The following is a 23,028-nucleotide window of genomic DNA, read 5'->3' on the forward strand; positions in this document are numbered from 1 at the left end:
CCCCGTCACGCCCGTACGTGCGCGCCGCCGTTCCTGGAGCCGCCGGGACCGTCGGAGCCGGGGAGCCGGACGACGAGGGTGACCAGGGCGCCGGAACCGTCGCCCGGTTCGACCGTCAGGCGGTCGGTGACCAGCCGCGCGAGCCACAGCCCGCGCCCCGAGGGCGCCCCGGCGACGCCGGGGGCCAGTTCGGGGATCACGTCCTCGGAGAAGCCGGGACCCGAGTCCTCGACCGTGCACTCCAGCTCGGAGCCGAGCTGACGCAGCACCAGCCTGCCCTGGCCCCCCGCGTGTTCGACGGCGTTCGTGGCGACGGCGTCCACCGCGACCACGAACTCCCCCCTGCGCGGCTCGCCCAGACCCGCCCACGCCGCGCACTCCTCCACCTCGATGCGGAGCCTGGGCAGGTCCCGTGACGTGAAGTGCAGTCGGCAGAGGCGTTCGTTCGTCAGCATGTCGGCCCCTTCTCCACCGCGAGTGTCAGGGAGCTGATGGAGTCGGCACCGAGTCTGCGGAGCGTACGGGCCTGGAAGGGGGTGCAGTTCACTGTCACGTCTATGCCACCCGCCCCTCCGGGCACTGCGCCGCCTGTGCCGTCCGTGCCGCTTGTGCCGTCCGCGCCACCTGGGGTGACCGTACCGCCCGACCGGCCTCCGCCAGCGCCGTACGCGCCGCTCGGCAGGCGGACCCGTGCGTGCCCCGCCTCCGCGCTCAGCCGTAAGAGGTCGGCCGCGCAGCCGACGCCCAGGAAGTGCAGCGAGGTGAGATCGACGTGCAGCCCTGCGCCCGGACTCGGGCCCGACGCGAGCGCGGAGAGTGCCGCGCGCAGCGCGCCGGAGAACTCGGCGCCCGTGGACACGTCCGCCTCGCCCACCAGCCGCACCGAGGGCATCCCGGGCCCCTGGCCGGTGCCGTCAGGCCCTGGCGGCGCGGAGCTGTGGATGACGCGCAGCGAGCCGAGGCGGTCGAGCAGGGTGGTGGGGTGCGCGTCGAGCATCGCGTCCAGCACGTCCGTGCTGAACCAGCGCCCGTCGTAGGCGCAGATCTCGCTGTACGGACGGCCGCCGTCGAAGAGGTGCGTCGCGCTGCGTTCCCTTCGCATCACGTCCTGGACGTCCGTGCCGAGGTCGGCGACCCAGGCCATGTCGATGTACGCGCGCATCGCCGGATAGCCCTGCCGGACCGCGAGATCGGCCTCCTCGATGAGGCGCTGCCACTGGCGCGCCGCCGTGAAGGCGGTGTCCGGTTCGATCAGCGCCCGCATGCTGCTGAGGACGAGCTGACCGCCCGCCCAGGCGTTGACGACGGCGGGCGTACGGGATTCGAGGCGGCCCAGCAGTTCGTCGCCGGTCACTTCGGGCGACATGAAGACGAGGACCTTCTCGCCCTCGATCAGGCCCTGGCGCACGAACGCGCTGATGACCCCCCATTGGTCCGCTTCACTCTCGTACGCCGTGAACGCGTGATCGCCGGGGCGCATCCGCTGCACGGGGATGAGGCGGTCGCCGTAATCCGCCGCACCGACTTCCGACACCTCGTGTCGCCTCCTCTGACGCTGCTGACCTGGAGGCTAGAGGGCATGCCGGGGATTGGGTATCCCCCGTCGAGGGTTGGCTCTATGTGTGATGACAACTGACCAAATACGAACGGAGCTTGCCGTTCCACGGCAAGCTCCGCCCATACACGCCGATTACTGACGACAAGGGTACGGACCTGCGTCCTTACCCCCGCCGCAGCGGCTGCTCCGCCGCTACTTCGCGGGTTCCGGTTCCGGTGCCTCCTCGGACTCCGGTTCGCCCGCCGGGTCGGCCGGGGGCTTGACGGAGTCCAGCAGGAGCTGGGCCACGTCCACGACCTGGAGTTCCTCCTTGGCCTTCCCATCGTTCTTCTTGCCGTTGACCGAGTCGGTCAGCATGACCAGGCAGAACGGGCAGGCCGTCGAGACGATGTCCGGGTTGAGGGAGAGCGCCTCGTCCACGCGCTCGTTGTTGATGCGCTTGCCGATGCGCTCTTCCATCCACATCCGGGCGCCGCCCGCGCCACAGCAGAAGCCGCGCTCCTTGTGGCGGTGCATCTCCTCGTTCCGCAGCCCGGGCACGCGGCCGATGATCTCGCGCGGCGGCGTGTAGACCTTGTTGTGACGGCCCAGGTAGCACGGGTCGTGGTAGGTGATCAGGCCCTCCACCGGGGTGACCGGCACCAGCTTGCCCTCGTCGATGAGGTGCTGGAGGAGCTGGGTGTGGTGGATGACCTCGTAGTGGCCGCCGAGCTGCGGGTACTCGTTGGCGAGGGTGTTGAAGCAGTGCGGGCAGGTCGCGACGATCTTCTTCTTCGACTGCTCGACCGTCACCCCCTCGTCCTCATCCTCACCGAAGGCGGCGTTCAGCGTGGCGACGTTCTCCTCGCCGAGCTGCTGGAAGAGGAACTCGTTGCCCAGGCGGCGGGCCGAGTCACCGGTGCACTTCTCGTCGCCGCCCATGATCGCGAACTTGACGCCCGCGATGTGCAGCAGCTCGGCGAACGCCTTGGTGGTCTTCTTGGCCCGGTCCTCCAGGGCGCCCGCGCAGCCGACCCAGTAGAGGTACTCGACCTCGGTGAGGTCCTCGACCGTCTTGCCGACGATCGGCACCTCGAAGTCGACCTCCTTGGTCCACTCCAGGCGCTGCTTCTTGGCCAGGCCCCAGGGGTTGCCCTTCTTCTCCAGGTTCTTGAGCATCGTCCCGGCCTCGCTCGGGAACGCGCTCTCGATCATCACCTGGTAGCGGCGCATGTCGACGATGTGGTCGACGTGCTCGATGTCCACGGGGCACTGCTCCACGCACGCGCCGCAGGTGGTGCAGGACCACAGCACGTCGGGGTCGATGACCCCGTTCTCCTCCGCGGTGCCGATCAGCGGGCGCTCGGCCTCGTCCAGCGCGGACTGCGGCACGTCCCTGAGCTGCTCCTCCGTGGCCTTCTCCTCGCCCTCCATGGTCTTGCCGCCGCCGGCCAGCAGGTAGGGGGCCTTGGCGTGCGCGTGGTCGCGCAGCGACATGATCAGCAGCTTGGGCGAGAGCGGCTTCCCGGTGTTCCAGGCGGGGCACTGCGACTGGCAGCGCCCGCACTCGGTGCACGTCGAGAAGTCGAGGATGCCCTTCCAGGAGAAGTGCTCGACCTGGGAGGCACCGAAGGTGACCTCCTCCTCGTTGTCGTCGTCGAGCGCGGTCTCGAAGTCGATCTCCTTGCCGCCCGAGACCATCGGCTTCAGCTCACCGAGGGCTGTGCCGCCCTTGGCGTCGCGCTTGAACCAGATGTTGGGGAAGGCGAGGAACCGGTGCCAGGCGACACCCATGTTGGTGTTCAGGCTGACGGTGATCATCCAGATCATCGTGGTGCCCAGCTTCACCATCGCCCAGAAGTAGACGAGGGTCTGGAGCGTCCCGGTGTCCAGGCCGTCGTAGGCGGCGACCAGCGGGTACGAGACGAAGTAGGCCGGGTCGTAGCCGTCGACGTGGTGCAGCGCGCCCTCCAGGCCGCGGAGCATCACGATGGCGAGGCCGATGATGAAGATGACGTACTCGACGAAGTACGCCTGCCACGCCTTCGATCCGGCGAACCGGGACTTGCGGCCCGCGCGGGAGGGCAGGTTCAGCAGCCGGATCACCATCAGGACGGCGATGCCCACCGTCGTCGCGGCGCCGATGAACTCGATGTACATCTCGTACGGGAGCCAGCCGCCGATGACAGGCAGCGTCCAGTCGGCCTTGAAGAGCTGCCCGTAAGCGTTGATGATCGTGGGCGGCAGCGTCAGGAAGCCGATGGCCACGAACCAGTGGGCGACGCCGACGACGCCCCACCGGTTCATCCTGGTGTGGCCCAGGAACTCCTTGACGAGGGTGGCGGTGCGCTGCTTCGGGCTGTCGGTGCGTGAGCCCGCGGGGATCGGCTGGCCGAGCTTCACGAACCGGTAGATCTGCGCGACAGCGCGAGCGATGAGCGCAATGCCGACCGCGGTGAGCACCAGCGTGACGACGATCGCGGCGAGTTGCATGTCGGCTCCTCGAACCTGCGGGGCAGCTTGCTCTGACGAATCCTGTGGGGCGGTCCGGCGAGGCTCGCCCGGTCTTACTAAGCGGTAACTTATCCAGTCCGTTCGAGATTACCCACTCCGCGCCGCCCGCTGTAGCGGATGAGGCGGTGATTTGCGTCGCTGAGGCCACCCTCAGTGACGATCCCATGGCGACCCGGGTCCGCAGGACAGCAGGGGGTCGCGACACCCCGCGGTGCCCCCGCGTCGCAACCCGTACCGCTCCGACCTGCGCTGATGACACCGTGCGCATAAACAGAGCATAAGAGTTGAGTCGCCCCCACTCAGCTCTGTTGACGGGTTTGGCTCCGTGGTGCACTCTTGAGTCAGCTTCACTCAAGACATCAGCGGGAGGAACACGAAATGGCACGTGCGGTCGGCATCGACCTGGGTACGACGAACTCCGTCGTCAGTGTTCTCGAAGGCGGTGAGCCCACCGTCATCACCAACGCCGAGGGCGCCAGGACCACGCCGTCCGTCGTCGCCTTCGCGAAGAACGGTGAGGTCCTGGTCGGCGAGGTCGCCAAGCGCCAGGCTGTCACCAACGTCGACAGGACGGTCCGGTCGGTCAAGCGCCACATGGGCACCGACTGGAAGATCAACCTGGACGGCAAGGACTTCAACCCGCAGCAGATGAGCGCCTTCATCCTGCAAAAGCTCAAGCGGGACGCGGAGGCGTACCTCGGCGAGAAGGTCGAGGACGCGGTCGTCACCGTACCGGCGTACTTCAACGACGCCGAGCGCCAGGCCACCAAGGAGGCCGGTGAGATCGCGGGCCTCAACGTCCTGCGCATCGTCAACGAGCCCACCGCCGCCGCTCTCGCCTACGGGCTGGAGAAGGAGGACCAGACCATCCTGGTCTTCGACCTCGGTGGCGGCACCTTCGACGTCTCGCTGCTGGAGATCGGCGACGGCGTCGTCGAGGTCAAGGCCACCAACGGTGACAACCACCTCGGTGGTGACGACTGGGACCAGCGCGTCGTCGACTACCTGGTCAAGCAGTTCCAGTCCGGCCACGGCGTGGACCTGGGCAAGGACAAGATGGCTCTCCAGCGTCTCCGCGAGGCCGCGGAGAAGGCGAAGATCGAGCTGTCCTCGTCCACCGAGACCACGATCAACCTGCCCTACATCACGGCGTCCGCCGAGGGCCCGCTGCACCTGGACGAGAAGCTCAGCCGCGCCCAGTTCCAGCAGCTCACCCAGGACCTGCTGGAGCGCTGCAAGACGCCGTTCCACAACGTCATCAAGGACGCGGGCATCCAGCTCTCCGAGATCGACCACGTGGTCCTCGTCGGTGGTTCGACGCGTATGCCCGCCGTCGCCGAGCTGGTCAAGGACCTGACGGGCGGCAAGGACGCCAACAAGGGCGTGAACCCGGACGAGGTCGTCGCCATCGGCGCCAGCCTCCAGGCCGGTGTGCTCAAGGGCGAGGTCAAGGACGTCCTCCTGCTGGACGTCACCCCGCTGTCCCTCGGTATCGAGACCAAGGGCGGCATCATGACCAAGCTGATCGAGCGCAACACCACGATCCCGACGAAGCGCTCGGAGACCTTCACCACGGCCGAGGACAACCAGCCGTCGGTGCAGATCCAGGTCTTCCAGGGCGAGCGCGAGATCGCGGCCTACAACAAGAAGCTCGGCATGTTCGAGCTGACGGGCCTGCCGCCCGCGCCGCGCAACGTCCCGCAGATCGAGGTCACCTTCGACATCGACGCGAACGGCATCATGCACGTGTCGGCGAAGGACCTCGGCACCGGCAAGGAGCAGCGCATGACCGTCACCGGCGGTTCCGCGCTCCCCAAGGACGACATCGAGCGCATGATGCGCGACGCCGAGCAGTACGCCGACGAGGATGCCAAGCGCCGGGAGTCCGCCGAGACCCGCAACCAGGCCGAGCAGCTCGTCTACACGACCGAGAAGTTCCTCAAGGACAACGAGGACAAGGTCCAGGCCGACATCAAGACCGAGGTCGAGACGGCCGTCAGCGATCTCAAGGAGAAGCTGAAGGGCGAGGACACCGCGGCCATCCGCGAGGCCAGCGAGAAGGTCGCCGCCACCAGCCAGAAGCTGGGCCAGGCGATGTACGCCGACGCGCAGGCCGCGCAGGGCGGCGAAGAGGGTGCCCAGGCGGGTGCCGGTGCCGCGGGCGCGGGTGACGCCAAGGCCGACGGCGACGACGACGTCGTGGACGCCGAGATCGTGGACGACGAGCAGCAGCAGAAGCCCAAGGACGGTGCCGCGTGACGGAGGAGACCCCGGGCTTCGACAAGAAGCCCGACGTCCCCGCCGAAGCAGACGCCGCACAGCCCGAAGACGCTGCGGCGCAGGCCGCCGGTGCCGCCCCCTCCGAGGAGGCGGGCGGCCCGGCGGACCGGGCCGGGGACGTTCACGAGAACGACCAGGACATCCAGGACATGCAGGGACCGGACCTCCAGGACGCCTCGCTCGTGGCTCAGCTCGACCAGACCCGCACCGCGCTCAACGAGCGCACGCAGGATCTCCAGCGGCTCCAGGCGGAGTTCCAGAACTACCGCCGCCGGGTCGACCGCGACCGCGCCGCCGTCAAGGAGGTCGCCGTCGCGAACCTGCTGACGGAGCTCCTTCCCGTGCTCGACGACATCGGCCGGGCCCGGGACCACGGGGAGCTGGTCGGCGGCTTCAAGTCGGTGGCCGAATCGCTGGAGATGGTCGCGGCGAAGATGGGCCTGATGCAGTTCGGCAAGGAGGGCGAGCCCTTCGACCCGACGGTCCACGAGGCGCTCATGCACTCGTATTCGCCGGATGTCACAGAGACGACGTGCGTGCAGATCCTCCAGCCCGGGTACCGAATCGGCGAGCGGACCATCCGTCCGGCGCGGGTCGGCGTGGCCGAGCCGCAGCCCGGCGCCCAGCCGGGGGCACCGGCTTCGCCGAAGGACGGAGAGCCGGCGGACGAAGAGGAGAACGGTGGCCCGGACGAGGGCTGACCAGGCTGGCCACGGCGACAGCTGGACCGGTGAGTGGGAGGAGGGACGTCGGGGTTGAGTACCAAGGACTTCATCGAGAAGGACTACTACAAGGTCCTCGGCGTCCCCAAGGACGCCACCGAGGCCGAGATCAAGAAGGCGTACCGGAAGCTCGCCCGCGAGAACCATCCGGACGCCAACCGGGGCGACGCCAAGGCCGAGGAGCGGTTCAAGGACGCGTCGGAGGCGTATGACGTCCTCGGCGACCCCAAGCGCCGCAAGGAGTACGACGAGGCGCGCACCCTCTTCGGCAACGGCGGCTTCCGCCCCGGCGGCGCTGGCGGCCCGGGCGGCGGCAGCTTCAACTTCGACCTGAGCGACCTCTTCGGGGCCGGTCAGGCCGGAGGCGGTGCCGGTGGTCCGGGCGGCGCGGGCGGCTTCGGCGGCGGCCTGGGCGATGTCTTCGGCGGCCTCTTCAACCGGGGCGGCGGTGGCACGCGCACGCAGCCGCGCCGTGGCCAGGACATCGAGTCCGAGGTGACGCTCAGCTTCACCGAGGCGGTGGACGGGGCCACGGTCCCGCTGCGGATGTCCTCGTCGGCCGCGTGCAAGGCGTGTGCGGGTACGGGCGACAAGAACGGCAGCCCCCGCGTCTGCCCCACGTGCGTCGGCACGGGGCAGGTCTCGCGCGGCGGCGGTGGCGGCTTCTCGCTGACGGACCCGTGCGTGGACTGCAAGGGCCGGGGCCTGATCGCCCAGGACCCGTGCGACACGTGCAAGGGCTCGGGCCGGGCGACCAGCTCGCGCACCATGCAGGTCCGCATCCCCGCGGGCGTCTCCGACGGGCAGCGCATCAGGCTGCGCGGCAAGGGGGCCCCCGGTGAGCGCGGCGGGCCCAACGGCGATCTCTATGTGGTGGTCCACGTCGACAAGCACCCCGTCTTCGGGCGCAGGGGCGACAACCTGACCGTGACCGTGCCCGTCACCTTCCCGGAGGCGGCGCTCGGGGGCGAGATCAAGGTCCCCACGCTCGGCGGTCCCCCCGTCACCCTGAAGCTCCCGCCCGGTACCCCGAGCGGGCGCACGATGCGGGCCCGTGGCAAGGGAGCCGTGCGCAAGGACGGGACACGAGGGGATCTGCTGGTCACTATTGAGGTAGCCGTACCGAAGGATCTGAGCGAGAAGGCGAGAGACACCCTGGAGTCTTTCCGCGACGCGACAGCGGGGAAGGATCCGCGGGCGGCGTTGTTCAAGGCCGCGAAGGGAGAGTAGATGTGAACGGCCGAGGTGGACGCAGGAACAACCCTTACGAGCTGACGGACGAGTCGCCGGTCTACGTCATCTCGGTCGCCGCTCAGCTCTCCGGTCTGCATCCGCAGACCCTCCGCCAGTACGACCGCCTCGGCCTGGTCTCTCCCGACCGCACGGCCGGGCGCGGTCGTCGTTACTCCGCGCGCGACATCGAACTCCTCCGCCAGGTGCAGGAGCTGAGCCAGGACGAGGGCATCAACCTCGCGGGCATCAAGCGCATCATCGAGCTGGAGAACCAGGTGACCGCGCTCCAGGCGCGCGTCGCCGAACTCCAGCAGGCGGTGGAGGGCGCGGCGGCGGCGATGCAGCAGCGCGAGGCGCAGGTCCACGCGTCGTACCGCCGCGATCTGGTGCCGTACCAGGACGTCCACCAGTCCAGCGCGCTCGTGGTGTGGCGGCCGAAGAAGCGCCGGGACTGACGCACCGGGACTGAGGCGCCGGGACTGACGCGAGACGGGTTCGGCCGGTCCGGGGCCGTCGGGCAGACGCGGGGAACCACCACACAGCACCGGACATCGAGGGCCGGGGCCTGGCACACGCCGGGTCCCGGCCCTCGCGCGTGCGTCGCCTTAAGCACCTCTTAAGCGCCCCATAAGCATCCCGTCGCAGATGCGTGCCGTCACGTGAGAACCAGTAGCCCCAACCGCACGTAGTGCCCCATGAGTTCACCTGGCGCGCCGCCGTCCCCCCACTCCACAGGGCGGTGTCCGTGCCGGACAACCGCTGGTGAGGCTGTCCGACCGAAGGGGCGAGTGATGTTCAGATCTTTAACTCCGGGGTCTAGATGGACAGTTCACCTTCTTCAAGAGGTTGACATGGTCCGTACCTGCTGTGAACCTGACAACGTTTTCCGCCCCCCACGCTGAGGAGGAACAGGATGCTCCCCCCACGCAGGCTGACCAAGCGCAGGCTGATCGCATCCGCCACTGCCGCCGCGGCCATCGCCACCGGAATCATCGTGACCGGACAGGCCAACGGCCTGCCGACCAACATGCTTTCGAGCGACAAGGCCGACTCGGCGAACGCCGAGGCCGTGGCGGACACCATTCCGCTCACCCTCAAGAACAACTCGGGACGTGACGAGCCGGTCCACGTCTACGTCATCGGCACCGAACTCGCCTCGGGCACGCAGGGATACGCCGACGAGAGCGGCGCCTTCCACGCCTGGCCGGGCGGGGGCGCGCCGCCCATCCCGGCGCCCGACGCCTCCTTCGAGGGCCCGAAGAACGGCGAGACCAAGACCATCCAGTTGCCGAAGTTCTCCGGCCGGGTCTACTTCTCGTACGGTGACAAGCTGGAGTTCCAGCTCGCCGAGGGCGGCCTCGTGCAGCCCGCCGTGCAGAACGAGAGCGACCCGAACCACGACAAGCTCTTCAACTGGACCGAGTACACGCTCAACGACTCGGGTCTGTGGCTCAACTCCACCCAGGTGGACATGTTCTCCGCGCCGTACTCCGTGGGCCTGACCTCGGGCGACGGTTCCACCAAGGAGACCGGCAAGCTCAAGCCGGGCGGCTACAAGGCCGTCATCGACGGGCTCAAGGAGCAGGGCGGCGGCTGGGAGAACCTGGTCCAGACCCGCGAGGACGGCACCCCACTGCGCGTCCTGGCTCCCGGTCACGCCACCGGCAACGGCTCCCTGCCGGGCGATGTGCTGGACGACTACATCAACCGCGTCTGGGAGAAGTACCAGAACGAGGAACTCACCGTCACGCCGTTCAAGGAGGAGCCGGACACCAAGTTCACCGGCAAGGTCAACGGCGACAAGATGGACTTCACCGACGGCTCCGGCCAGGTCGTAACCTCCTTCGAGAAGCCCGACTCCGACTCGGTCTTCGGCTGCTACAAGAAGCTGGACGCGCCCAACGACAAGGTCCGGGGCCCGATCTCCCGCACCCTGTGCGCCGCGCTCAACCGCGGCACGCTGCTGACCAACAACCAGCAGCCCGACGCGGACAACTCCGGCTTCTACCAGGACAAGGTGACCAACCACTACGCCCGCCTGGTGCACGGCCAGATGGAGGACGGCAAGGCGTACGCCTTCGCCTTTGACGACGTCGGGGCGCAGGAGTCGCTGGTGCACGACGGGGCCCCGAAGGACGCGACGATCTCGCTGGAGCCCTTCGAGTAAGCCTCCGCGGGACCCGCGCGCAGCGGAAGCGGTGTGCGGAAACGGTGTGCGGGAGGGCCGTCGCCTCAGCAGGAGGCGGCGGCCCTCTCGTGTGCGCCCGCCCCGGCCTCCGGCCTCCCTGTACGCCGGGGGCGCGTCAAGCGTGACCCGCGCACCGCACCGGAATACCGCGCGCGTGACCCGACCAGGTGAACGTGAGTGGGCGTTCGGTGCCCCCGGCCAGGAGCGTGGGGGAATGATCTCGATACGTGCGGCCGTAGCCGCCCTCGTGACCACCGCCACCGCCTTCGCCGTCATGGGCGCCTCGGCGCCCACCGTCGCACCCCTGCCCGACTCCCCGGGCGACAGGTGGCCAGGCGGCACCTCCAAGACCGTCGGGAAGCTCGTCTCCCAGCTTCCCGGGGGCCAGGGCGAGGTGTGCTCGGCCGCCATCGTCGACTCCCCCAACGGCAGCGTTCTCGCCACCGCCGCGCACTGCGTGCGCAGCCCGGAGCAGAAGAGCGAACCCCAGGCCATGTACTTCCTCCCCGGCTACGACCGGGCGGGCGGCGCGGAGGCCGTGGTCAAGAAGGGGTGGAAGATCGAGTCCTGGCACACCGCACCCCAGTGGGACGTCAACAAGCAGGTCGAGCAGGTGCTGCCGCACGACTGGGCCTTCCTCAAGGTCGCCAAGCGGAACGGGAGGACCATCCAGGAGACGCAGGGCGCGGGCAACACGCTCCAGTTCGAGCCCGTGGGGGGCGGCAGGACGGCGACGCTCGGCTATCCCGTCGCGCCGCCGTACGACGGGGAGACCCTGCACTACTGCTCGGGCAACGCCCACCTCTACAAGAGGGGCGAGATCGCCGACGCCAACGTCGGCGCCCTCGCGCTCAAGCCCTGCAAGCTCACCCAAGGGGTGAGCGGCGGCCCCTGGCTGCGGAACTACGACTCGGCGAAGCAGGCGGGCACGCTGGTGGCCGTCACCTCGGTCGGCGACCAGGACGAGCTGCTGGGGCGGCCGTATCCGGCGTCGGCGCGGTCGCTCTTCGCGCGGGTCGGCGGCGGCTGACGGGCCGAGAGGCTCACGGGCTGGTTCAGGAAGCTGTCCCGCGGCGCGGGCGGCCCGGTGCTACGGGCTGTCCGCGCCGTCGCGTGCCCGGGACACGCGACGGCGCGCGTCCCGGACACGGCCCTCTCACGGCGTGCGGGACATCGTCCTGTCCACCGCGATCTCGATGAGGACGCGGTCGGGGTTGGGCCGGGGCGCGCGCCCGTACCGCTCCGCGTAGCGCCGCTCCGCTTCCGCGACGAGGTCCGCTTCCGTACGGACCCGGGCGCGGCCCTCCAGGGTGGCCCAGTGCCGCCCCTCGACCTGGCACAGGGCCACCCGCATGCCCTCGGCGCCCGCCGCCTCGACATTGCGGACCTTGCGGCTGCCCCGGCTCGCGATGACACGCGCGGTCCTGGTTCCGGGTTCGTACGTCACGCTGACGGGCACCACGTGCGGGGTGCCGTCCGGGCGGGCGGTGGTGAGGGTGGCGTAGCCGCGCTCGCGCCAGAAGGCCAGGAACCCCGGCTCGTCGCTGACGCGGGAACGCGGGCGGGGCGCGGGGCTCGTGCCGCCGTCTGTCGGGTTCGTGCTCGTCATGGGAACGAATCTAGCCGGAGGATAGTTGAGTGGAATAGACTCAACTTGCTGGATGCTGAACCTAGCAGAGGGATCCGACACAGGAGGAGCGCAGGACAGTGGACGCCGAGCTCACCAACAAGAGCCGGGACGCGATCAGCGCGGCCAACAGCCGCGCCGTGACCGATGGGCACCCCGACATCACCCCGGCCCATCTGCTGCTCGCCCTGCTGGAGGGCGAGGACAACGAGAACATCCAGGACCTGATCGCCGCCGCCGACGCCGACCAGGCGGCGCTCCGCTCGGGCGCCGAGCGCCTGCTCGCCGCCGTCCCCAGCGTCCAGGGCTCCACCGTCGCCAAGCCGGAGCCAGACCGCGATCTGCTCTCCGTCATCGCGGACGCCACGCAGCGCGCCAAGGAGCTGGGCGACGCCTACATCTCCACCGAGCACCTGCTCATCGGCATCGCCGCGAAGGGCGGCCCCGCCGGCAAGCTGCTCAAGGAGCAGGGCGCCACGGACAAGAAGCTGCTGTCGGCCTTCCAGGAGAGCCGGGGCGCCCAGCGCGTGACGAACCCGGACCCCGAGGGCACCTACAAGGCGCTGGAGAAGTTCGGCACGGACCTCACCGCCTCGGCCCGCGAGGGCAGGCTCGATCCCGTCATCGGCCGTGACCAGGAGATCCGCCGCGTCGTCCAGGTGCTCTCGCGGCGCACGAAGAACAACCCCGTCCTCATCGGCGAGCCGGGCGTCGGCAAGACCGCCGTCGTCGAGGGCCTGGCGCAGCGCATCGTGAAGGGCGACGTACCGGAGTCGCTGCGCGACAAGCGGCTGGTCGCGCTGGATCTGGGCGCCATGGTCGCGGGCGCGAAGTACCGCGGCGAGTTCGAGGAGCGGCTGAAGACCGTCCTCTCCGAGATCAAGCAGAGCGACGGCCAGGTCATCACCTTCATCGACGAGCTGCACACCGTCGTCGGCGCGGGCGCCGGCGGCGATTCCGCCATGGACGCGGGCAACATGCTCAAGCCGATGCTGGCGCGCGGCGAGCTGCGCATGGTCGGCGCCACCACGCTGGACGAGTACCGCGAGCGGATCGAGAAGGACGCCGCGCTGGAGCGCCGCTTCCAGCAGGTGCTGGTGGCCGAGCCCACCGTCGAGGACTCGATCGCGATCCTGCGCGGGCTCAAGAGCCGCTACGAGGCACACCACAAGGTCCAGATCTCCGACGGCGCCCTGGTGGCCGCCGCCGCGCTCTCGGACCGGTACATCACCTCGCGCTTCCTCCCTGACAAGGCCATCGACCTCGTGGACGAGGCCGCCTCGCGGCTGCGCATGGAGATCGACTCCTCACCGGTCGAGATCGACGAGCTCCAGCGCGCCGTGGACCGGCTCAAGATGGAGGAGCTGGCGCTGGCCAACGAGACGGACCCCGGCTCCGTCGAGCGGCTGGAGCGGCTGCGCCGCGAGCTGGCCGACCGCGAGGAGGAGCTGCGCGGCCTCACCGCGCGCTGGGAGAAGGAGAAGCAGGGCCTCAACCGCGTCGGCGAGCTGAAGGAGAAGCTGGACGAGCTGCGCGGCCAGGCCGAGCGCGCCCAGCGGGACGGCGATTTCGCCGCCGCCTCCCAGTTGCTGTACGGGGAGATCCCCACCCTGGAGCGCGAGCTGGAGGCGGCCTCGGCCGCCGAGGAGGAGGCGTCCAAGGAGCCGCGTGACGCCAAGGACACCATGGTCAAGGAGGAGGTCGGCGCCGATGACATCGCCGATGTGGTCGCCTCCTGGACCGGCATCCCGGCCGGGCGGCTCCTGGAGGGCGAGACCCAGAAGCTGCTGCGCATGGAGGACGAGCTGGGCAAGCGGCTGATCGGCCAGTCCGAGGCCGTGCGCGCGGTGTCCGACGCCGTGCGCCGCACCCGCGCGGGCATCGCCGATCCCGACCGCCCCACAGGGTCCTTCCTCTTCCTCGGCCCGACGGGCGTCGGCAAGACCGAGCTGGCCAAGGCACTCGCTGACTTCCTCTTCGACGACGAGCGGGCGATGGTCCGCATCGACATGAGCGAGTACGGCGAGAAGCACTCGGTCGCCCGCCTCGTCGGCGCTCCTCCCGGCTACGTCGGCTATGAGGAGGGCGGCCAGCTCACGGAGGCGGTGCGGCGGCGCCCGTACAGCGTGGTGCTGCTGGACGAGGTGGAGAAGGCACACCACGAGGTCTTCGACGTGCTGCTCCAGGTCCTGGACGACGGCCGTCTCACCGACGGGCAGGGCCGGACGGTGGACTTCCGCAACACCATCCTCGTGCTCACCTCCAACCTCGGCAGCCAGCATCTGATGGACCCCCTGGAGAAGGAGGAGGAGAAGAAGGAGAACGTCCTCGCCACGGTCCGCGCCTCCTTCCGGCCCGAGTTCCTGAACCGGCTCGACGATCTCGTCGTCTTCTCCGCGCTGAGCGGCACGGAGCTGCGCCGGATCGCCCAGCTCCAGATCGACGCCCTCCAGCGGCGCCTCGCCGACCGCCGCCTGACGCTGGACGTGACGCAGGCCGCGCTCGACTGGCTGGCCATCGAGGGCAACGACCCGGCCTACGGCGCACGCCCCCTGCGCCGTCTCGTCCAGACCGCGATCGGCGATCCGCTGGCCCGCGAGATCCTCTCGGGCGAGGTCCGCGACGGCGACACGGTCCGGGTGGACCAGGTCGAGGGCTGGGACGGCCTGATGGTCGGCGCCGCGACGAAGACGGACGCGGAAGCGGACGGGGGCCCGGGTACGGAAGCGGGCGCGAAGGGGGAGTGAAGCGGGCCTGGAGAGGCCCCGAAGGAGCACCGTTGGCCGGGTCTCGCCGTGCGGGCAGGGCACGGGCTTGCCATGACGGGCCCGGGATGGGGGAGGATGGCGGAATCCGTACGAAGGGAAAACCACGGTGAGCATCGACCCGTCCTCGATTCCGAATTTCGGGGGCCAGGAGCCAGACCCGCAGGAGTCCGCCCCGAGCGGCCCTGTCATCCCCGACCAGGACCTGGTGAAGCAGCTCCTGGAGCAGATGGAGCTGAAGTACGTCGTCGACGACGAGGGTGACCTCGCGGCGCCGTGGGAGGAATTCCGCACCTACTTCATGTTCCGGGGAGAGGAGGAGCAGCAGGTCTTCTCCGTGCGCACGTTCTACGACCGTCCGCACTCCATCGAGGACAAGCCGAAGCTGCTGGAGGCCATCGACGACTGGAACCGTCGCACCCTGTGGCCGAAGGTCTACAGCCACACGCACGACGACGGCACGGTCCGCCTCATCGGCGAGGCGCAGATGCTGATCGGCACCGGCGTCTCGCTGGAGCACTTCGTGTCCAGCGTGGTGAGCTGGGTGCGGGCCTCGATCGAGTTCGACAAGTGGCTCGTCGAGCAGTTCGGCCTGGAGAAGGACGCGGACTCTCCGCCGGAGGGGGAGTAGTCGCGCCACGCGATGGCCGGGACGAAGGCCATCGGGCGCCCCCGCCCGCCCTCGCCGCGATGGCTCTACGGCCATCGCGGCGAGGGCTTTCTCATGAGGCGGGGCGGGCCGGTGAGCGAATGGAAATCAGAACACGATCTGATTAGACTCTGATTATGTCTACCGTGCGTCTGGAAGCAGAAACGGAATCCGTCTCCTTCACCGACCTCTCCCGCAATCCCAAAGGTGTCGCGGCCAGAGCCGCGGCCCTGGGGCGTCTTCGCGTCACACATCGGGACGCGCCGGACATGGTGCTGACCACGGCTGAGCGCACGGAGCACGCCGAGGAGAACCTGACCACCGCCTCACGGCTTTTCCTCGCGCTGATGAAGCAGGACGACGGCGCCAAGTCGCTCCTTCTCGCACTGCCCGAGGTCTTCCCCTGGGTGCGGCACCTGGACGCGGAGGAGGTCCGCGCCTTCACCGTCGAGCTGCTCGAAGCGCTGTCGGACGCCGCCGAACTGGGGGCGGGAGAGGCCGTGCATCGCGCGATCATCTCCTGGCGCGCCACGGCTCGCATCAATGCCGATCCCGACCAGCTCAGGGGGGCGCTGCGTCCGCTCGATGGTGATGACCTCGGACAGGTCGAGGTGCGTGGGTGAGTCCGAAGAAGGGGGATCGGGTCAGCGTTCCGCCCCTCACCGGGTGGAACGTCGACTTCGGGACCACGGAGGCCGTGACGGGCTGGGAGGACCTGTGCCGCGCGGCATTGTCGAGCGCGCATCGCTGCCTGGACGCTCTGCGCGCCGACCCGCTGTGCCGGGCCAACTGGAGCCGCCAACACCGGCTTCGGGGAAGGCACGCGACCAAGGAGTGGAAGGGCTCTTGTCTGGAGCAGTGGGAGTACGAGGTCACCAGCGGTGGTCGGGTCCGGTACCTGGTCAGTGAGGAGACGGCCACAGTGATCCTCGTGTACGCCTCCCCACGCCACCCGAAAGACACGGAATGAATCCCGGTTTGTCCAGGGGGATCGGTTTTCATGCAGGCCCGGGGCTCAGGCCCTTGTGACCCCTTAGCGCGTATGCACGACGCCCGTCAGGGCGTCGTCAGTCCGGCGAGGCGGGCCGCCGCCTCCTCCAGGACGTCGGCGCGCTTGCAGAAGGCGAAGCGGACGAAGGGCGCGCCCTCGGACTGGTGGTCGTAGAAGACCTGCGTGGGGACGGCCACGACGCCGCAGCGTTCGGGCAGCGCGAGGCAGAAGTCGATGCCCGAACCGGCCCCGAGCGGCCGGATGTCGGTGGTGATGAAGTACGTGCCCGCTGGCCGGAAGACGGTGAACCCGGCGGCGGTGAGGCCCTTCGCCAGCAGGTCCCGCTTCGCGCGCAGATCGTCGCGCAGCCCCGTGAAGTAGCTGTCGGGCAGCCGCAGGGCCTCGGCCACCGCGTACTGGAAGGGCCCGGCCGACACGTAGGTGAGGTACTGCTTCGCGGAGCGGACGGCCGTGACCAGCTCGGGCGCCGCCGTCACCCAGCCCACCTTCCAGCCCGTGAAGGAGAAGGTCTTGCCCGCAGAGCCGATGGTGACGGTGCGCTCGCGCATGCCGGGGAACGAGGCGAGGGGGAGGTGCGCGCCCTCGAAGACGAGGTGTTCGTAGACCTCGTCGGTGACCGCCAACAGATCGCGCTCGACGCACAGTTCGGCGATCGCGGCCAGCTCGTCGCGGGTGAGGACGGTGCCGGTGGGGTTGTGCGGGGTGTTGAGCAGGATGAGGCGCGTGCGGTCGGTGACCGCGTCGCGCAGCTCGTCCAGGTCCAGCCGGTACGCACCGCCGCCGCCACCGCTGTCGGCGTCGGGCTCCGCTTCCGACTCCGCTTCCGACTCCGCTTCCGCCGCCCGGGGGCGCAGCGTGACCGGCACGCGGGTGCCGCCCGCCATGGCGATGGAGGCGGCGTACGAGTCGTAGTACGGCTCCAGCGCGATCACCTCGTCGCCCGGCTCGACGAGCGCCAGCAGCGCGGCGGCGATGGCCTCCGTCGCGCCCGCGGTGATCAGGACCTCGCGCTCCGGGTCGTAGGAGAGGCCGAGGTGCCCGTACCAGTGCGCCTGGTGCGCGGCGACCGCCTCGCGCAGCTCGGGGATGCCGGGACCGGGCGGGTACTGGTTGCCGCGCCCGTCGCGCAGTGCCCGTACGGCGGCCTCCCTGACCTCCTCGGGGCCGTCCGTGTCGGGGAAGCCCTGGCCGAGGTTGATGGCGCCGGTCCGTACGGCGAGGGCCGACATCTCGGCGAAGATCGTCGTGCCGAACTCGGACAGCCTGCGGTTGAGCAGCGGACGTCCTCGCCCGGGGGCGGGGTCTCGGCCGGGCCCGGGGGTTCCCTCAGCGGCAGCGGATGTCATGGCGTCATCCTCCGCGAAGCTCTGGTCTTCCTCAACTCGGCTTTTGACTCCCGCGCTCCGGGGCAGGAGCCCGTCCACGCGCCGACGGGGCGTGCCGGAGCGGGCCGCGCAACCCGCGGTACATCCGTACGACCGGCACCACGGCCGACAACACCTCGGTGCGGAAGAGGACTTGGGAACTCAGAACACTCGGAACACTCGGAAGACTCAGAACAGCCGGAACAAAGGGGGAACCGCACATGGGCAAGCTATTGATCATCGTTGTGCTGGTGGTGGTGCTGCTCGCGATCTTCGCCGCCATCGCCAAGGGGTCGAGCGCCGGAAACAGCAGGGGCCGCAGGTCGGGCGGTGCCGCGGCGGGCGGAGGCGGCGGCTGGTGGGCCGGTGACAGCGGCGGCAACAACGGCGGCTGCGGAGGCGGTTCGTCCTGCGGCAGCAGCTCCTCCTGCGGCGGTGGTGGCGGCGGTGGCGGTGGCTGCGGTGGCGGGGGCGGGGGCGGCGGCTCCTGAGACGTATGGTCTCTCCGTCCTCCCGTGGGGTGCTTTGGGGTTGAACAACTGACCTGTCCGGCCCCCGGGGGGATGGAAACCCGGCGAAGATGGGTAAAAACGCTGTAGGCGCCGCGCATTCCATGATTCGGTGAATCCGTATCCCGGACCCTGACGTGGGCACAGGCCGGCGAACGAATGTCCCCTGGTCCCTTGTCGAGGGGTGGGCCGGCCCACCCTCCACTGCGTGCTTGCGGAGCCGACCCATGCTCACCACTCTCCAGACCCCTTACACAGATACCCGCGCGGGCGACCTGGCCTGGGCGCTGGGGCGCGAGCCGCTCCCGGCCCTGGCCTCGCTCGACCTCGAACTCACCGGCGCACACGTCCAGTTGCGCCTGCTCGGAGCCTCCCACCAGGTGCTGCTCGACGAGGAGAACGGCACCTGCTCCGAGACCGTCGCCTGCATGCCGGGCAGCAGCACACCGCTGCCGCTCGGCGTCTCCAAGCGCTTCGGGGAGTGGGAGTACGAGTTCGCGGCGCGCGTCGAGACGCTCTCCACCGGCTCGTTCGCGGGACGCGCACAGGAGTTGCTCGCGCTCGTCGCCGACCACCCCAACGGCCTCGCCGGTACCTTCCCCGGCGCCCCGCACGCCTTCACGGCGCTGCTGGTGCAACGTCACGGCGGACAAGTGCACTGGCGCACCTGGCACTCGTACCCCCAGGAGGGGCGGCTGGTCTCCACCCGGACCCGGGTGGGGGCGCGCATGCGCGAAGGGGCGGCGGCAATGGCCTGAGCCGGCCTTGAGCACGCCCTGAGCCGGCCTTGGGTACGCCCTGAGTGCGCTCTGAGCGCGCCCCGAGTGCGCCCCGGGCACATCACCGAGCACGCATCGTTCGCGCGGCTCGCCACGGGTTTCGGCCTGCGAGAGCACCCTTGTGGGTGACCGGGTGTGCTAATTCCGTCACGTAGCGTTCACGACATGATCGACCGCCCCTTCAGCCACCCTGAGCACGCGAGGTTGCCCGTACCAGCGGGGCTCGGGCGCGGTCTCGTGCTCGGCTCAGTCTTCGTCTGCGCCGCCTGCGGGCTCGTCTACGAACTCGAACTCGTCGCACTGGCCTCCTATTTGGCGGGCGATTCGGTCACGCAGGCGTCCGTCGTGCTCTCGGTGATGGTCTTCGCGATGGGGGTCGGCTCGCTCGTCGCCAAGCGGCTGCGCTGCCGTGCCGCCGTCGGCTTCGGCGTCGTCGAGGCGCTGCTCGCGCTCGTGGGCGGCTGCTCCGCGATGGCGCTGTACGCGAGCTTCGCGTGGGCCGGTGAGGCACGGATCGCGCTGGTCGTCTTCTCGTTCGCGATCGGGCTGCTCATCGGCGCCGAGATGCCCCTGCTGATGACGCTCATCCAGCGCATCAGACAGCAGGACGCGGGCGGCGCCGTGGCCGATCTCTTCGCCGCCGACTACGTCGGCGCGCTCGTCGGCGGCCTCACCTTCCCCTTCCTCCTCCTGCCGTTCTTCGGCCAGTTGACCGGCGCGCTCCTGACGGGGGTGGTCAACGTGCTCGCGGGCGGCGTGGTGGTGCTCTGGCTCTTCCGGCACGATCTGAGCGCCCGCGCCCGCTGGGGCATGGGCGTCATGAGCGCGGCCGTCGTCCTCTTCCTCGCGGCCTGCATGTCCTTCACCGTCGCGTTCGAACGCGCCGCGCGCGACGCGGTGTACGGCGGGGACGTGCGCGTCGCACTCCGCAGCGACGTACAGGAACTGGTCCTCACCGGCAGCACGGAACCCGCGCCCCCGGGCCGCGAAGGCGAACACCTCGAACTGTTCCTCGACGGGCGGCTGCGCGTCTCCTCGGCCGACGAGTCCCGCTTCCACGAAGGCCTGGTACACCCCGCCATGGCGGACGGGCCCCGCGCCCGCGTCCTGATCCTCGGCGGCGGCGACGGGCTGGCGCTGCGCGAGGTGCTGCGGTACGCGGGGGTGCGCGAGGTGACCGTCGTCGAACTGGACCCGGAGGTCACCCGGCTCGGCCGCACGGACCCGGGACTGCGGCGGCTGAACGCGGACGCGCACCGCGATCCGCGCGTGAAGCTGGAGAGCGGCGACGCGTTCCAGTGGTTGCGCGCGCACGCCCGGAAGCCGGACGCACGGCCTTACGACGTGATCGTCTCCGATCTGCCCGATCCCGCGATCTCGCCCAGCACGAAGCTCTACTCCCAGGAGTTCTACGGCCTCGCCTCGCGCGCCCTGGCCCGGAACGGACGCCTCGCCGTCCACGCCGGAGCGCCCGGCGAGCGGCCCCGCGACTACTGGACCGTCGAGTCGACGATGCGCGCGGTCGGCCTGCGGACCTCGCCGTACGTGGTGGACGGCAGGCTCTCCGGCTTCACCTCCGGGCCGAACCGCTCGGTGCACGGTGGGGGCGGGTCCGGGGAGCGGGACGAGCAGCCGCGGGACTGGGGCTACGTGCTGGCCTCGCGGGGCGAGGGTGCCGACGGCGACGGCGACGGCGACGGCAGCGGCGACGGCGAGGGGGCGCTGCCCGTGCGTGCGCAGTCCGGGGCGGGTGTGGGTGCGGGTGCGGAGAGGGGGCGGGGCGCGGGGTCAGGGGCGCCCAGGTCCCGGTCACTGACCGCGAGCGATTTCCGCGAGGCGCGGGCCCGTGCCGAGCGCGGCCGGATCACGGGGCTTCCCCCGTCCTCGCTGATGCGTCCGCGCTACCTGGAGTGAGGCGAGCCGTGCGTGCCCGTCGCGCGGGAGACGGAACGGCGCGCGGCGGAAAGTGGATGACCGCTCACACGTACGGGGCGTGATGGGTAGGCTCCGCCCCATGGAGCATGAGGTGTACGTTCCGTTTTCCGTCGGTTCGGTCCGTGCGGCGCTCGCCGAGAGGGAGCGCGTGGCGGGCTGCGTACCGGGTCTGCAACTGGACGCGTCGGGGGCTTCCGGCGCTTCGGGTTCCGGTTCCGGCTCCGGTTCCGGTGGCGCTGCTCCCGCAGCCTCCGGCGCGGGTGGCGATGTGGTCGAGGGCAGGCTGCGCGTCCGCATCGGCGGCTCCAGCATCACGTACCGGGGCCGCCTGACCCTCGTGCCCACGGGCGACGGCTTCACGGCCGAGGGCACCGGGAGCGAGGCGCGCGGGGACGGCTCCGTCGCGCTGTCCCTGACCGTCGTGCCCCGCCCGTCAGAGGACGCCGAGGGCACCCGGCTGGTGTGCTCGGGCACGGTGACCGCGGGAGAGAGCGCGGGCCGCCTCGCGGAGTTCGAGGAGAAGACGGTGACCTCGGCCGGGCAGCGGCTGCTGGACCGTTTCGGGGCCGCGCTGGCCGAGAGCATCCGCGAGCGGGCGCCCGAGGGTTCGGGCTCCGGCGCGGAGGTGGCCGAGGCCGCGGGGGGCATCGGCGAGCCCGACGACAACGAGCGCGCCATTCCGGGCATCCCCGGGCCCGAGACGGGGGACGCGGAGGCGGCGTCCGGCGCTGAGGACGAGGCGTCGGACGAGGCGGGGGACGACGCGCACGAGGTACGGGGTGGTGAGCGTGCCAGCGTCTTCGAGACGGACGTGCCGCCGCCGTCGCTCGATCCGCTGGAGGACGACGAAGACGACGGGGACGACGGGGACGATCCGGCGACCGCGGAGGCGGCGCATGCGCGCCGCACGATGATCGGGCGCAGCGCGGAGGAGGTCGATCACGCGCCGCCGCGTGGGCGGTACGCGCCCGTGCCGGCGCCTGAGCCCGCTGCGGCTACGGCGACTCTGCGGTGGGCGGCGCCCGCCGCGGCGGTCGTGGTCGCGGGCGCGGTGGTCCTGGGCCGAGCCCTGCGCCGCCGCCGCTAACCCCTTCGCGGGGTGCGCAAGGAAACGCAGGGTTGCCCCTTCACGGGTTGTGCCCCTTCACGGGGTGCGACGTTGACCGCCTCACGGGGTGCGCCTCTCCTCGCAGGGTGCGCCTGCTGTGGGTGCCCCTTTGGGGGTTCGTTCGCGTGTGGCGGGCCGGTGGCACGGGTTGTGCCCACCCGTCCCGCCAGCGGGACGATTGCCCACAACTTTGGCGTGCCGTCGCCTGGCGGGGTGCCGTCATGTGGCTGGGCGCCGTGTTCGGGTGCGGGCCGGTGGCTACGGCGCGGCGTGTGGTGCGGTGCTTTGCGGCTGGCGCCGCGTGATTCTGGGTTGCGGCCGTGGTTGTGGGTGCGTGGGTGGTGGGTGTCCGGTGCCGGGGTGGGGTGTCTCCTCGGCGTGAAGGTCTCGTGTTCGGCTTTCGGCCGGTGACTTTCTCGACCTGCGGGGACACCCCACCCCGTCCCCGTCCCGCCGGTGACCCTCCTCGGCCCCGGGTCGGCCGGGGCCCCCTCGCGGGGTGCGACTGCGGCGCCTTGCCGTGTGGCGGCCCACCCCCAGCGCGGGACCTACGGTCCCCACTCCACGGGCCAACCGTCCCGCGCAACACCCCTTTGGCAGGGGTGCGTAGCCCGGTGCCCCCTGGGGGTTCGTTCGCGGGTGCGGGCCGGTGGGTGGGTTGTGCCCACCCGTTCCGCCATGCGGAACGCTTGCCCACAACGGTTGGAGCGGGCCGGAGGTTGGTCACCGGGTGGGAGGGGACGTGGTGGGGTGTCCCCGCAAGTGGTGGCGACGAGTATGTGCAGGCAGCCGAAAAGCCGACCCGC

The 23,028-nt window shown here is 70.4% G+C and carries 19 protein-coding genes; 14 read left to right on the top strand and 5 right to left on the bottom strand.

Annotated elements, in window-relative coordinates:
* Positions 1-5 precede the first annotated feature (5 nt).
* The 3 genes from ACYVOO_RS02365 to ACYVOO_RS02375 form a co-directional block, all read right to left on the bottom strand.
* Positions 6-455, bottom strand: a complete 450-nt coding sequence (locus tag ACYVOO_RS02365) for an ATP-binding protein (RefSeq protein ID WP_461013973.1) — start codon at positions 453-455, stop codon at positions 6-8.
* Entirely contained in the window at positions 449-1,534 is a 1,086-nt protein-coding gene (locus tag ACYVOO_RS02370; RefSeq protein ID WP_461013974.1) for an MEDS domain-containing protein, read from the bottom strand. The genes ACYVOO_RS02365 and ACYVOO_RS02370 overlap by 7 nt, the downstream gene beginning before the upstream one ends.
* A gap of 216 nt (positions 1,535-1,750) precedes the next feature.
* On the bottom strand, positions 1,751-4,030 hold the full coding sequence (locus tag ACYVOO_RS02375; protein ID WP_461013975.1) for a (Fe-S)-binding protein: 2,280 nt from the start codon (positions 4,028-4,030) through the stop codon (positions 1,751-1,753).
* Positions 4,031-4,429: 399 nt separating this feature from the next.
* Between ACYVOO_RS02375 and dnaK the strand changes: the two genes are divergently transcribed.
* The 6 genes from dnaK to ACYVOO_RS02405 all read left to right on the top strand — a co-directional run bounded on the left by dnaK (position 4,430) and on the right by ACYVOO_RS02405 (position 11,504).
* A complete protein-coding gene (gene dnaK, locus ACYVOO_RS02380) occupies positions 4,430-6,310 on the top strand; it encodes a molecular chaperone DnaK (protein WP_461013976.1) in 1,881 nt (626 codons plus the stop codon).
* Entirely contained in the window at positions 6,307-7,032 is a 726-nt protein-coding gene (gene grpE / locus ACYVOO_RS02385) for a nucleotide exchange factor GrpE (RefSeq protein WP_461013977.1), read from the top strand. Before dnaK ends, grpE begins: the two co-directional genes overlap by 4 nt.
* 54 nt (positions 7,033-7,086) lie before the next feature.
* On the top strand, positions 7,087-8,283 hold the full coding sequence (dnaJ, locus tag ACYVOO_RS02390) for a molecular chaperone DnaJ (protein WP_461013978.1): 1,197 nt from the start codon (positions 7,087-7,089) through the stop codon (positions 8,281-8,283).
* Positions 8,284-8,285: 2 nt separating this feature from the next.
* Positions 8,286-8,741: a heat shock protein transcriptional repressor HspR gene (locus ACYVOO_RS02395; protein WP_453348337.1), complete on the top strand. Its 456-nt coding sequence runs from the start codon at positions 8,286-8,288 to the stop codon at positions 8,739-8,741.
* A 458-nt stretch (positions 8,742-9,199) separates the two neighbouring features.
* Positions 9,200-10,453: a glycoside hydrolase family 64 protein gene (locus ACYVOO_RS02400; RefSeq protein ID WP_461013979.1), complete on the top strand. Its 1,254-nt coding sequence runs from the start codon at positions 9,200-9,202 to the stop codon at positions 10,451-10,453.
* 235 nt (positions 10,454-10,688) lie between these two features.
* Complete coding sequence (locus tag ACYVOO_RS02405; RefSeq protein ID WP_453348339.1) at positions 10,689-11,504, top strand: trypsin-like serine peptidase; 816 nt, start codon at positions 10,689-10,691, stop codon at positions 11,502-11,504.
* Between the two features lie 126 nt (positions 11,505-11,630).
* Here the strand turns inward: ACYVOO_RS02405 and ACYVOO_RS02410 are convergent, their stop codons facing one another.
* Entirely contained in the window at positions 11,631-12,083 is a 453-nt protein-coding gene (locus tag ACYVOO_RS02410; protein ID WP_461013980.1) for a pyridoxamine 5'-phosphate oxidase family protein, read from the bottom strand.
* A gap of 98 nt (positions 12,084-12,181) precedes the next feature.
* Here ACYVOO_RS02410 and clpB point away from each other — a divergent pair, with 98 nt between their 5' ends.
* The 4 genes from clpB to ACYVOO_RS02430 all read left to right on the top strand — a co-directional run bounded on the left by clpB (position 12,182) and on the right by ACYVOO_RS02430 (position 16,485).
* Positions 12,182-14,848, top strand: coding sequence for an ATP-dependent chaperone ClpB (gene clpB / locus ACYVOO_RS02415; RefSeq protein ID WP_461013981.1), 2,667 nt, complete (start codon positions 12,182-12,184; stop codon positions 14,846-14,848).
* A 127-nt stretch (positions 14,849-14,975) separates the two neighbouring features.
* Positions 14,976-15,497 carry a type III secretion system chaperone family protein gene (locus tag ACYVOO_RS02420; protein WP_461013982.1) on the top strand — a complete coding sequence of 174 codons (522 nt, stop codon included), beginning with the start codon at positions 14,976-14,978 and terminating at the stop codon, positions 15,495-15,497.
* A 155-nt stretch (positions 15,498-15,652) separates the two neighbouring features.
* Positions 15,653-16,138 (top strand): prevent-host-death family protein, encoded by a 486-nt coding sequence (locus ACYVOO_RS02425; RefSeq protein WP_461013983.1) that lies wholly within the window; start codon positions 15,653-15,655, stop codon positions 16,136-16,138.
* Complete coding sequence (locus ACYVOO_RS02430) at positions 16,135-16,485, top strand: hypothetical protein (RefSeq protein WP_461013984.1); 351 nt, start codon at positions 16,135-16,137, stop codon at positions 16,483-16,485. The genes ACYVOO_RS02425 and ACYVOO_RS02430 overlap by 4 nt, the downstream gene beginning before the upstream one ends.
* Positions 16,486-16,571: 86 nt before the next feature.
* Here ACYVOO_RS02430 and ACYVOO_RS02435 read toward each other — a convergent pair whose 3' ends face one another.
* Positions 16,572-17,756: a pyridoxal phosphate-dependent aminotransferase gene (locus ACYVOO_RS02435; RefSeq protein WP_461013997.1), complete on the bottom strand. Its 1,185-nt coding sequence runs from the start codon at positions 17,754-17,756 to the stop codon at positions 16,572-16,574.
* Positions 17,757-18,112: 356 nt separating this feature from the next.
* Between ACYVOO_RS02435 and ACYVOO_RS02440 the strand changes: the two genes are divergently transcribed.
* The 4 genes from ACYVOO_RS02440 to ACYVOO_RS02455 all read left to right on the top strand — a co-directional run bounded on the left by ACYVOO_RS02440 (position 18,113) and on the right by ACYVOO_RS02455 (position 22,201).
* A complete protein-coding gene (locus ACYVOO_RS02440; protein WP_461013985.1) occupies positions 18,113-18,382 on the top strand; it encodes a hypothetical protein in 270 nt (89 codons plus the stop codon).
* 245 nt (positions 18,383-18,627) lie between these two features.
* Entirely contained in the window at positions 18,628-19,158 is a 531-nt protein-coding gene (locus tag ACYVOO_RS02445) for a DUF2617 family protein (protein WP_461013986.1), read from the top strand.
* A gap of 186 nt (positions 19,159-19,344) precedes the next feature.
* Positions 19,345-21,093 carry a polyamine aminopropyltransferase gene (locus tag ACYVOO_RS02450; protein ID WP_461013987.1) on the top strand — a complete coding sequence of 583 codons (1,749 nt, stop codon included), beginning with the start codon at positions 19,345-19,347 and terminating at the stop codon, positions 21,091-21,093.
* 100 nt (positions 21,094-21,193) lie between these two features.
* The gene (locus ACYVOO_RS02455; RefSeq protein ID WP_461013988.1) at positions 21,194-22,201 is read left to right on the top strand and encodes an SRPBCC family protein; all 1,008 of its coding nucleotides are present in this window, start codon (positions 21,194-21,196) and stop codon (positions 22,199-22,201) included.
* The last annotated feature ends 827 nt before the right edge of the window (positions 22,202-23,028 follow it).

The organism is Streptomyces daliensis (assembly GCF_054782395.1).